This window comes from Methylobacterium sp. J-077, assembly GCF_022829365.1.
In the GTDB taxonomy this organism is placed as follows: domain Bacteria; phylum Pseudomonadota; class Alphaproteobacteria; order Rhizobiales; family Beijerinckiaceae; genus Methylobacterium.
Genome location: NZ_JAKSYJ010000023.1, coordinates 1 through 11278, shown reverse-complemented (window position 1 = coordinate 11278; position 11278 = coordinate 1). Strand labels below are relative to the sequence as shown.

The following is an 11278-nucleotide window of genomic DNA, read 5'->3' as shown; positions in this document are numbered from 1 at the left end:
TCGCGTAGAGGCGCCGGTCGGCCGGGGCCAATTCGGCGGTCTGGCCGATGATCGCGCAGCCGACCCGGCCGACCACCTTGCGGAAGGTGTCGAGCCCCGGGGTGGCGTCGTAGCCCGGGATGCTGGCGAGCTTGTCCAGCGGCCATAAGCTAGGTGGTATCACACCACACGCACTGAAGCTGCCGGGACCCCTGTCACCGCGACCTGCGTTCTCAAACCGAAGCCGATCGAAGCAAGGTGCATCAGGCCGAAGCCGCGCGGACGTTCTCCAACGTTCGCGCCTGCTCGGGAACGCTCGAAGATGTTCTCTGCACACCTGTGCACCCCAGTGCGGATCGGCTCGTCCGGCACGACCCATGACTACGGGTGCCTTGGTCTGTAGGCGGAATAACCCCGCCTCTGCACCCCTGTCCTGTTCCGGATGAGCACCGTTCGTGGCCGCCTCATGGGTCCTCGTCACTCGACACAGCGGCCGCCATCTTGAGCTTATGCCCGCACAGCGCGGCCCAGACCTACGATCCCCGCGCCTGGCCTCTCACCCCGGCGTTTCGCAGCATCCCGTAGAACTTGCCCGGGTCGAACATGGCCCTCGCCTGCTGCAGCGAGATCGGCCGGCCGCCCGGTGCCTCGCCCCCTGCCATTCCGCCGGCCTTCTGCTGGCCCTGCTTCTGCTGGCCGCCGGCGATGCTCTTCAGGGCGTTGCCGATCTGCGCGTAGGGGCTGGCTTCCTGCTGCGGCTGTGCGGCAGGGTCGGCTGAGAACCCGGTCGGTGGGGGAGCAACCGCGAGCGGTTGAGCTGACAGGGAAGCTACGCCCGGCATGGCCGACGACTGTCCGGGAATGGGAGGCGGCACGCGATGTCTATGCTCAAGCCATTCAGCGGCAGATCGCGGTCTCAGACGCTGCTGACGATCGCCCTGGGCCCGCGCCGGCCGGCTCTGGGCCGGATTGGCAGGCGTGGTTTGAGCGCTGTCAGGCGTGGCGCGAGCGGACCGGCGTCGAGGCCGCCGAGGCTGCATCCGCCGAAGCCCTCGATGAGCTGTGCGAGATCGAGGACCGCATCGCCGAGTTGCCGACTGCGTCCCTGGCTGGTCTGCGCCTCAAGGCTCACGTCGCCCAGCGGAATGAGGACGTCGCCTACCCGGAGGATCTGGTCGACGGCCTGATCCGGACTTGCTCGCCTTCACCGGGCCGGCCGCCGTCGACTGGCACAACCCGCCGCCCGGTTTCATGGCTTCGCCAGCGATCAAGCCCACGAATTTCGCCCAGATCCCGCAGGGCCTGGACATGGAACTCCAGCGCCTGCGCGGCATCGCCCGAGCCGAGTTCCGGCGGCGAACCGCGGACCTGCACGAGCGCATGGGCCACGAGGAAGCCCAGAAGCACAGGGCCAAGGTCCGCGCCGAGCTGTTCCTGCCGGCGCTGACGGCCGCGGTCGATCCCGGCAGCGTGGAGGCGCAGGCCCTGGCTGCGCTCGGCCGGCAGAGCGGCCCCGACCCAGTGTTCGCGCTGATCGAGGAGCACCGCGCCGCCTACGCCGAGTGGGACCGACTATCAGACGTGTGGGGCGAGATGGCGCCGAACTCGCCGGGCTACGCCGAGGCCATGGCCGCCTCTGACGAGCCAGGCAAGCGCGAGGTCGCGGCCTACGACGCGCTGTTCACGGCTCGGCCGAGCACGCTGCCCGGGGTCGCGGCTCTCGCTGAGTACCTGCGGGAAGCCACGAACCGCACCAGCACCGACCTCGTACCGTCGGCGGGCGAACGGGGCCTGTCTACCGTGGCTGACGCTCTGCGCGCGGTCCTGGCGACCCGCGAGGAGCGGTCTCGGCGCGAGACCAGCCTCGTCAGCATGCTCGACCTCGCGTCGGCCACGATGGACGACCTGCAAGCGCTCCACAATCTCGCGGACCTCGTTGGCGGCGTTGCCTATGCAGTCTGCTGGCAGAGCCGGGCTCGCGGCAACGTCGCCGGTGAGCTGATGCAGTGGCTGGGCGATGCCCTGACCGACGTCGAGACCACGGCCAACGACGAGGCGCGCCGCCGCTGTCCGACCACGGCCTGCGACCGCGAAACCCGGCTGGAAATGCTGGCCCGGCCAGTGATCCAGAACGGCGACCCCGACGAGACCGCGGCCTTCGCCCGTGAGCTGCTGGCCCACGCTGAGGCTGAGAGGGCAGGGCGCTAAACGGCGCCCGCCACCCCTTCCTGTCGCCGTGCGTACCGCCCCGGCCGGATCCCGCCGGGCCTCCCCTTCATCGCGACCCGAGACCGATCATGGGCGACGTGCTCACCTTCACCCCGCGTCCGAAACCGGCCGCTCCGGATCTGGAGCCGCTGGCCGGCGGCGCGCTCCGCGCCAGCCTGGAGGCGGCCGCACAGGTCGCCCTTGACGCCGCGGACCGCATCATCGCCGTGCTCGACCGCATGGACGAAGATCCGGACCTGGAGGACGGCGGGGACGCCGAGCCGTCACTGGCCGCGCCCGAGAACCACACCGGCAGTCAGGTCACGTGGCTGCGCGGCAACGACCAGGACCGCGAGGCAGAGGCTCCCGAGACCACCTTGCCGGAGGTGATGTTGGAGACCGTCGTTTTGCCCTGGCGGGGTCGCGGCAACATCATCGCGGCCGTCGGTGTGGCGCTCCTCGACATGGTTGGGAACCGCTGATGCCGGCCCGTCAGTCACCCGGTAGCCAATACAGCGCGCGCCGCAGAGACGATGGTATCGCGTTCAGCCCTCTCACTATCAGTCGTCTGGCGGATCTGGCCGTTGCGCAGCGTGGAAGGTGCAAACAGGCTCCTGCCGAAGTGGCGCGTGCGGTCATTCCTCAGGCCCCAGAACCGCGCCGCCCTGAGGCAGATTACGACTCTCTCTCCGGCCTCAGCTTGAGGGAACAGCACCGTCTGCGCCCAGTCGAGGCAGACACGACAAGAAGGCAGGGCAGCAAGCATGTGCGGGCTCTTGAACGCCTGCGAGTGATAGGCCGCAATGTTTAGGACCGCGGTGTTGTGCTGGACAGTCTCCCAGGGTCCGAAATCCTTGGTGATCGGCGCGAGCCACTTGTAGGCACGGGACTTATCTTCCGCGCCACGAAGCTCTCGGGTTCCAGCACGCATCTCACGGTATTTGTTCTGGGCCGCAGGATCCGTCGCCTCCTCAAGGTCAACGGCATCCATGCCAGGGTTCACAAACAAAAGGACCAGCTTCGCGTCCTTCAGCCGGCCATCGACGTTCGAGGGCAGGCACCGTAGGTCGAAGCCGTGATCCGATCGGGCGAGCACGTCTCTATCGGCGGGGTGCTCGTGAGCGTCACCCGACACGTCAGCCCAGAAGTCGAAAATGTCGACGTTCACAGCGTGCCCCGTCATCAGCATGTCGGCTTGTGAAGTAGTGGTTTTGAAGCTTCAGCTTGAGCCACCAGCTATGTCGACCGGGATCGCAGGGCGAGCGTCGAGATCAAGGACGACGTCTGAGTGCTGCTTCAACTCCACACGGACGTTCGAGCCCATTGGGTCCAAAAACACTTTCACACCCTCTCGGCGAACGAACTTGAACGCCGGCACGAAATCGGAGTCTCCTGTCACCACAACCACCGCTCGGACCATCTCGCGTAAAGCTAGCCGCGCCATGTCCATGCCGATCCGCATGTCCACGCCCTTCTGCGAAATGTCGAGGATGAAGTCGTCATCTTGCAAGGGGCGCGGCGCACGCAATAAATCGCGAGCAGCTCGAGGTTTAATATTCCACTTTTCTGGCGATAGTCGGACCTCGCCCATGCGCAATGCAACGTGTGGCTTCAGTACCAACTGATCGAATAGGCTCTGTGCCTGTCTATAGCGTTCTGTCGTAGAGAGATTATAGTTAGTTTTGCTAACTGGATACTTAAGGCTTTCGGACGATGGTGCGGCGTCGTAATAATAGATGCGCAGCAACTCGTAATTGCTCACTTCTGGCAAACGCTGGAGTCGCTCGCAGACGGACATCACATCGTCTGCGGTAGCGTGTCGGCCAAGTTTGGCGTGAAGCTTCTTGGTGAGGAACCCGCCATCAAGCATGATAGCGTAGAGCGACCGCTGCAACCTCCGCGCCCTTCCCCTAAAACAGACGGAGCCGGCTCACTCCCTGCGCTCTCGCGCGCCGCATCGCGGCTTGTCGGAATGGGCCGGCTCACTCGTCTATCTTTCGCACCTTAAGACCGGCGCGTGAACGTCACGTAAACCTTCGGTTGACGGCGTCAAGTGATCCAAAGGCACGGTAGGGCATCCTTGTGAGACACACGCGCGGCGATCGTGCCTAGTGACAGCCTATGATCGCTAACCGCTTCGGATGGCCACGAGCTTCGGCTTAGCCCATTGCTCCCAAACGCTGACCTTAGCCGTACTGCTCGGCTGGCGCGCATCGTCACTGAGGTTCAGCAGCCGCTGCAGATCGGCTTGGCATCCCGATGACCGTCCCTTTCGAGGCGATCCATCGCGGTCTCTGCGTTGTAGGATTGTGCCTCGGCGCCACGTCGAGCGCTCTTCTTGGGCGGGGCTGCCGTACTGTTCGTGCTCGCAAGGCCGAGTGTGCCCCCTCCTGCACCAGCGCTGCCAGCCTGAGCGGACAGCGACTGCGGTAAGGCGAGATCCGAGGGGCGCTGGTCCTGCCAGGCCGCCCTGGCGCGTTGAGATTTTAGCAGGTCGTCGTTTGGGTTCACGCCCCCGCGGGTTTTGCCCAGATCGGGGTTCAGAAGCTGCCCGGGCTCGGTGACGGGCTGCAGGGTATAGTTGGACACCGCTACTGCTGGCAGGGCTGTGTAAGAGCCGGTGGTCCCGGCTGACGACAGACAGCCGCCCAATGCCAAGCCACATCCACACAGCACGACAATCCGCGTCACAACCATGCTGACCTCGTCTTGCTGAGAGCTCACGCGAGATGGCGAACCGGCGGGACTGCACGCGGCCGACTGGCATCGGCGCCAAACTACGCGGGGGCGCTGCTGCGGTGCAACCCGACGAGCTCGGGCTCTAGCGTTGACTTAGCTATGCGCCCCGGTCGACATGGGCGGTCACGGCCATGCTCGCGTAAGCGAGTCGCGGCCGCCATTCAGGAGACTACGCCGCCGCAAGTCGACCCCTGAAAAGCCAACGGCCCCCCAGTCGCCAAACTGGAGGGCCGTCGAAATCAAAAGGGCCTGTGAGGCCACCTGCAACTCCTCACAAGCCATGAGACGCCCCCGGGCGTCAAGTCGGAACGCCAATTCCGACGACGATGAGGCTTTGCCTTGTGGACCGGACGCCCCTGCGGCGGCCCGGAACGACCTGTTGCGGCCCTTTCACGGGGCCGAGGATCATGTTTGCCGACGAGTTGAGGCGCGCCATCGAGGCGGCCAGCCGAATCACCCTGCCCCAAGTGACGGCGCTGCTCTGGCGCGCCTACGGGGACGGGAAGGTTACGGAGGCCGAGGCCGAGGCACTGTCCGGGCTGATCGAGGCACGGACCCTTTCCGCCCCGCGGCGGGGCCATAACCTGTGCGTTACTCAGGTTTTGCGCTCCCCAGTTTCGGGGAGCTCGCCGGATCCGGCGAGCGCGGCTTACTCGGGAAGCACCGAAAAACCCCAGAGCAGCCCCAGGAGGCCCGGCGTCGGCTCCCGGCCACGCACGGGCGCCAGCATGGAGCGCCGCCGCCGCTGGGCCGCCTCTGGCCGCATGCCGCTAGGTCTCGCCGCCAAGTTCACCCACGCCGAGCAAGGCGTGCTCGCCCTCGTCGCGGCCGAGACGGCCCGGCGCGGCGATTGCCGGCTGGCCATGGGCCACGTCGCGGCGATCGTGGGCGTGTCCGAGACCACCGTGCGCAATGCTATCCGCGAGGCGCGCAAGCTCGGGCTGGTCACGGTCGAGGAGCGCCCCGTCACGGGGTTTCGCAACCTGCCGAACATCGTCCGTATCGTCTCGGCCGAGTGGACCGCCTGGCTGCGCCTGTCCCGGAAGGGATCCATCCCTCAGGGGGGAGGGTGCAAATCCCCGCAGCGCACGCCTACTGAAGTTCTAGTCCTGTCAGAATCGGGGAAAACGGAGCCGAAGAAGGGCTGCCGACAAGCGGCGGGCGACCTCGGCCGAGCGACACGTCCTCGAATCCGTGCGGGTGGTAGGGCTGGCCGAGCCATGCGGTGAGGGTCTGCGGGCGGGCGGTATGACGAACGGCGCTGGGATGGAGGCGAGGTTATTGCCTGTCGTGCGACGCTCCACCTCAAACTATTTAAGCATTCTGCATCAGCATTGCGCACGAGCACGATTTTAACCGTGTTCGGCTTGCGAAGATTCTGAATCACCCTGGCCTTGAACTATTTCTTGCTCAAACCAGTTCTGAGAGGATGTTACAGCGTGGTCCCGTCTTTGTAGGCGATCTGAAGCCTGTCGGTGCTGCCCGGCCGCTCACGGTCGTTAGGCCTAGCAGCCACCTGTCATCTTGGGCCACGATCTCGATTTCCTGCCTCTCTACCCTCGCACTGATTGCCGTCGGCGCGACCTGGCTTGTTCCGCGCAGCAGCTGGATTTTGCTGACGTCGCCGCGTCGCACGACATCTGTCGTGCCCGTCGAAGCTTCGACACCCGCTATCTTCCCGTCGTGGGTCGAGGTCCCGCACCTGACAGGGCCGCTATCGACCAGGGACTATCCGGATGTTTCGCCGTCTGCAGACGGACCACGCACCTTCCTGGATCCGAACCCCGCCGATACGGCGGAGCAGCCGGTGTTCCTGCCGCCACGCGCCGACCCGCGCCTGCCACTGATCGGCCGCGCACCCCTTGATGCGGCTCATCTGATGCACGAACAGCCGACTGTCTGGAACGAGCCCACTGAACGCCGGGATGTCAGAACATCGGTCCCGCCGTCAGTGGTCGCGACGCTCGAACCAGATGTCTCGCAACAGTCGCAGGATCGAACCGAGCCGGGGCCGACGCGAGCCCTGTCGACGAGGCCGACCCCTGCGCCGATCCTGCCGCCCCGATCGATCCAGGCGCAGGCTCCGATCGAGGTTCTCGGTCGTTCTGCACCGACGATCACCGCTGTGCCCCCGCCCGGACGCGTGGCGACGCTCAACCCGGATCCTGCGCGGCAGGTGGTGGATCGAACGAGCCCGATCACGACGCCCCACGACGCCGGGGGCGTGGTCGCGCCGATCCTGAACCCCGGACCAGCGAAACACGTGCAGTCGCTCAGACGGCCGAAGCCGGCGACAGCAGCCTCGCGAGCCCGAGTGCCGTATCGCGACACTGAGCAGACGGCGGGCATCATCAACCTGCCACAAGCGGTCCGGGCGCGGATCGATGCGGGCACAGTCGCACATACTTCTCTGCACCGGGCGAGAGCCGATCGCTCGCCCGTACCATCAACTGCTCCTGCGCCGTCCGCACCCTGGACGCTGCCACCCGCCCTCGCGCCGACGGATTAGCTCGATGCCGCGGCCCCTCGTTCACCCCCGCAAAAAGGAGAGCCGTGATGTCCCTACGTTCGATCTGCTGCGTGTCCCTGATCTCTGCACTGGCCGGCCCGGCGCTAGCGCAGGATGCCCCCGCCGCGCCGGACAGCTCGGCCGCCACATGGCAGATGCCCTGGCAGATCGCGCCGATTGGACCAGCTTCGGCCGCGGCTGGTGAGCAGACCGTCCTATCGATGGTACCCGGTACCGGCTTGGTGAAGGGCACCTCCGCCGCGCTGCAGAGAATAGGACAGCCCCTGCCTGAGGTACCGGGCCGCAATCGCACGGTGGATACCTGCCGGGCCACCGTCATGAGCGAGGCCGGTAAGGCCGGCATGAAGCAGGTTGAGGCGGTGTCGGCGGGCGCGGACAAGACCGACAAGAAGGGCGACTACTTCGCTCCTGTGCTGTTCCGCATCACCTACGATCGTCCCATGATGTACGAGGTGCGGGAAGCGGCGATGATCTGCGTCGTGAACCGCAAGGGTGCCATCGTCGACGCCTACATGCCGGCCGACGAGTCAGTCGTGACGCAATGGACGGTCCTCAGCCACCGGTGATCTGACGGCGACAGCACCTCCTACGCTTGCTACAGGCCGACCTCTTCCCGTCGGCGCGCCCGAGGCGTTCGCGACACCGCAAGGTGTGCGGCGGGCAAGCATGCGACGACAGGCGTTCTACGGGCCAGTTCCCCGTAGGCCACCCGTGAATCCTCGGCCGGGCAGTCGCGTGAGGGTCGGTGCGGCGGCGGGACTGGAGACCGCAAGCGCCGGCTCACGGCCCGTTATTGTAGGCGGCTTGATCCGGCGTTGACTCTGATCCAACGGGGCGAGAGGATGTCGCCGTCCTCCGTAATGATCCAGGGCTGCGCATCCTCAGCGTCTATGGCCTCAGCTGCGGCCGCGAGAGCTTGGCGTAGCGTCGGGAATTCGTGACCTTGTGCGACGTGTGCGGGCCCTCGGCCGGGCCACACGGTCAGCTCTGCGCGCTTGTCGAGGTCGGCTCGCGTCATGCTCTGCTCTCAGCTGTTGCAGGAGCGAGAGTGCCTACCGCCGACATGCGGCGAGCGAGTGACAATCCGGTTAACGGTCGGTGTCTGCAGGACCGTATCGCGACCAAGCGGATGCGACCGCACACTCAATCGGAATAGTTAAACCGTGAACGGGGAGGCGGTGAGGCCGCCCCATTAGATCGATGTTTAGCGGTTGCCAGGCGTTCCGCTGGTCCCGCTTGGCTTCGAGCCTGACCCGGCGTCGTTGGCCCCTGTGCTGTTGGTGGTGCCAGAGCGGCTCATCCCGCCAGTAGAAGGACCACTGCCGGACGCACCGGGTGATGAGCCTGAGCCGGCATCATTCGGACCGGTGCTGTTCGCGGTCCCTGATCGGCTTGAGCCACCTGAGCCACTTTCAGCAGCGAATGCTGGGCTGCCGAGGGCGAGGATGGCCGCGACGACGAGCAGTGCTTTCATAGGCGTATCTCCCTTATGTATCCGCCGATCGGGCGCAGAAGCCCGCCATGCGGTAACAAGGCAATCACGCGTCGGCAAACCCGTTCCTCCCCCTAGGACTCAGGCGTCCCTGGGATGAGTTTCGACACCTAAGGAATGTTGATGGAGATGCAGTGCACAATGACGTGATCTGGAGCTACTGCTGCTGCCTATGCCTAAACTCATATAATGTCGCGTCTAAGTATAAAATACCTAATGTGAAATCCTTGTTAGGAATTGTTTTAATATCACACAATTGGTTCCCTGGATACAATCAGTTACATCGATAACCTATCTTAGGTATCAGAATAAGTTGCATGATAGCTTGATTACGAAGTTTCATTTCGCTAAGAGTGCCTTAATAACCAATCATCAACCCTCCGCCATTGGCCTCATCCGAGGATTTGAGACCATGCAGAGTCATGCCGAGCTCTCTACCGCCATTGGGTTTCGTGCGCCGCAGCATTCTATGGAAATGTCCGAGGTAACCGAGCATGTTGTGGTGCAGGTAAGCGAGGCGGCCGAGACGGTCGTGGAGGCAGTTTTGCCTTCAACGCCGTTCGTGGCTCGGGGACTGCGGCTCGACTGGGCGGCCAAGCGTGGGTTCGACATCAGTGTCGCCGCTACCGCGCTATTCCTGCTGCTGCCGCTGATGCTGCTGATCGCCGGTCTGGTCTGGGCGGGGGACCGCAAGGCGCCGGTCTTCCGCCACATGAGGCTTGGCCGCGACGGGCGCAGCTTCGGCTGCCTGAAGTTCCGCTCGATGGTCATCGACGGCGAGGCCGTGCTTGCCACCCACCTCGCCGCCAGCCCCCAGGCCCGAGCCGAGTGGGCGGCCACGCACAAGCTCAGCGACGACCCGCGAATCACCGCCATAGGCCAGGTGCTGCGCAAGACCTCGCTCGACGAGCTGCCGCAGCTGTGGAACGTGCTGCGCGGGGAGATGAGCCTGGTCGGGCCGCGCCCGATCGTGCAGGCCGAGGTCGCCCGCTACGGCCGGGCGTTCGCGATCTGCTTTGCCGTGCCCCCGGGCGTGACCGGGCTGTGGCAGGTCTCAGGCCGGTCCGACACCAGCTACGCCGAGCGCGTGGCGCTGGATCTGGACTATGCCAGCCGCTGGAGCCTGCGCCGGGACATCGAGATCATGCTGCGCACCGTCCCGGCCGTCCTCGCACAGCGCGGCAGCAAGTAGCTGTGATTGGGTCTGCTGGTCCTGTTCGACCTGCTGAACGCTATCCTCGTCCCGCATGAGCGGAGCGTCCTCGCACAAGTGCCAGAACTCGACGAAGCCGACAGCGTAGGCAGCAAGGACGATGGCGGCCCAATGCATCATTGGGTTCCTTAACACGGCTAGGCTGGCACAGTGCCGGCAAACTTTGATAATCTACAACCCCCAGGGTGTGTATCGTTGTCCCATCACCCGGCACGTCACCAGCTATCCAATGGTAGCCTGAAGAAGACTCACCGTCAGGCGTAGGGGCCGCCGAACAGGTCGCCCATCGCCTTCCTTCGGAACAGCGTGCGCCTGCGTCGTCTCTGATGCTCCGGCCGGTCGTGGATCATGTGGCAGCGCTGGCAGAAGGCCGCGGGGTTGGCGTCCGCGTTGTTGGTCGTGTCGTGATCCCGGTGGGCGGCGGCCAGGACGACATAGGTCCGGCGAGCGCGACCGAGAACGTCCAATGCCCCGGCCTTGAGCCGGATCCGGCGCCCCCAACCAGCGCGCCAGCGGGCGGCCTCAGCATCCCACCAGCGCCCGTCGCCGAGGTGGTAGACATCTGCCCGTGCGGTCGCCCGCAGCTCTCACACCGGCCCTGCGCCCGGCCAAAGCGGATCGCCATCGACAGCTCGCGCCAGTCGATCGGGTAGAAGAAGCGGTGCTCGGGCCGGATCGGCATAGCGGGGGCACTGTGCCACCAGGCGTGAAAGAAGCGTAGCATTAGGACGAGCTACGGATTGCACATGGACCTATCCGACCTGGCGTTCTGGGCCTTCCTGGCAGTGGCGATCCCCGCCCTGTTCCTGCCGGTCATCATCGCGTGGTGGAAGGGGCGGCCAATCGGGCCGATCGCCCTGCTCAGCCTGGTGTTCTGGCCCGGCGCGCTGATCCTAGCGGAAGCCGGGAGGTGCCAGGCGCGGAACGCCGCGATGAGATCGGCGCGATGGCATCGGCAGTTGAGATCTTCAAAGACGGCCTGATCCGCATGAGGGCGCTGGAAGAAGCGACGGCGGAGTCCCGCTTGGACGCCGAGGAACAGCGCAGGACCGGCATGCGCCAGATGGCCGAGAACTTCGAGCGGGCGGTCGGCGGCATCATCGGCATGGTGTCTTCG

At 65.4% G+C, this 11278-nt stretch carries 9 protein-coding genes and 3 pseudogenes; 7 read left to right on the top strand and 5 right to left on the bottom strand.

Translation table 11 applies throughout. The features are described 5' to 3' along the window. Together MKL11_RS00970 and MKL11_RS00965 are read right to left on the bottom strand one after the other, a co-directional pair. Positions 1-142: pseudogene (locus MKL11_RS00970) on the bottom strand (thymidine phosphorylase); the annotation flags it as partial. Between the two features lie 370 nt (positions 143-512). Next, positions 513-821, bottom strand: a complete 309-nt coding sequence (locus MKL11_RS00965; RefSeq protein ID WP_243939433.1) for a hypothetical protein — start codon at positions 819-821, stop codon at positions 513-515. A 352-nt stretch (positions 822-1173) separates the two neighbouring features. On the opposite strand from MKL11_RS00965, the gene MKL11_RS00960 reads away from it, so the two are divergent. Then, on the top strand, positions 1174-2187 hold the full coding sequence (locus MKL11_RS00960) for a hypothetical protein (protein ID WP_243939431.1): 1014 nt from the start codon (positions 1174-1176) through the stop codon (positions 2185-2187). A gap of 89 nt (positions 2188-2276) precedes the next feature. Further along, positions 2277-2669, top strand: a complete 393-nt coding sequence (locus MKL11_RS00955) for a hypothetical protein (RefSeq protein WP_243939429.1) — start codon at positions 2277-2279, stop codon at positions 2667-2669. Between the two features lie 14 nt (positions 2670-2683). Here the strand turns inward: MKL11_RS00955 and MKL11_RS00950 are convergent, their stop codons facing one another. Together MKL11_RS00950 and MKL11_RS00945 are read right to left on the bottom strand one after the other, a co-directional pair. Further along, positions 2684-3376 (bottom strand): hypothetical protein, encoded by a 693-nt coding sequence (locus MKL11_RS00950; RefSeq protein ID WP_243939427.1) that lies wholly within the window; start codon positions 3374-3376, stop codon positions 2684-2686. Positions 3377-3406: 30 nt separating this feature from the next. Further along, positions 3407-4081 carry an NYN domain-containing protein gene (locus MKL11_RS00945; RefSeq protein ID WP_243939425.1) on the bottom strand — a complete coding sequence of 225 codons (675 nt, stop codon included), beginning with the start codon at positions 4079-4081 and terminating at the stop codon, positions 3407-3409. 1252 nt (positions 4082-5333) lie between these two features. On the opposite strand from MKL11_RS00945, the gene MKL11_RS00940 reads away from it, so the two are divergent. The 3 genes from MKL11_RS00940 (at position 5334) to MKL11_RS00925 (ending at position 10140) form a co-directional block, all read left to right on the top strand. Then, on the top strand, positions 5334-6155 hold the full coding sequence (locus tag MKL11_RS00940) for a helix-turn-helix domain-containing protein (protein ID WP_243939423.1): 822 nt from the start codon (positions 5334-5336) through the stop codon (positions 6153-6155). A gap of 1327 nt (positions 6156-7482) precedes the next feature. Further along, entirely contained in the window at positions 7483-8022 is a 540-nt protein-coding gene (locus MKL11_RS00935; RefSeq protein ID WP_243939421.1) for a hypothetical protein, read from the top strand. Between the two features lie 1338 nt (positions 8023-9360). After that, positions 9361-10140, top strand: coding sequence for a sugar transferase (locus MKL11_RS00925; protein WP_243939417.1), 780 nt, complete (start codon positions 9361-9363; stop codon positions 10138-10140). Between the two features lie 275 nt (positions 10141-10415). Here the strand turns inward: MKL11_RS00925 and MKL11_RS00920 are convergent. Beyond that, positions 10416-10843: pseudogene (locus MKL11_RS00920) on the bottom strand (hypothetical protein). Between the two features lie 64 nt (positions 10844-10907). On the opposite strand from MKL11_RS00920, the gene MKL11_RS00915 reads away from it, so the two are divergent. Further along, the gene (locus MKL11_RS00915; protein ID WP_243939435.1) at positions 10908-11144 is read left to right on the top strand and encodes a hypothetical protein; all 237 of its coding nucleotides are present in this window, start codon (positions 10908-10910) and stop codon (positions 11142-11144) included. Further along, positions 11069-11278: pseudogene (locus MKL11_RS00910) on the top strand (methyl-accepting chemotaxis protein); the annotation flags it as partial. The gene MKL11_RS00915 and the pseudogene MKL11_RS00910, both read left to right, overlap by 76 nt.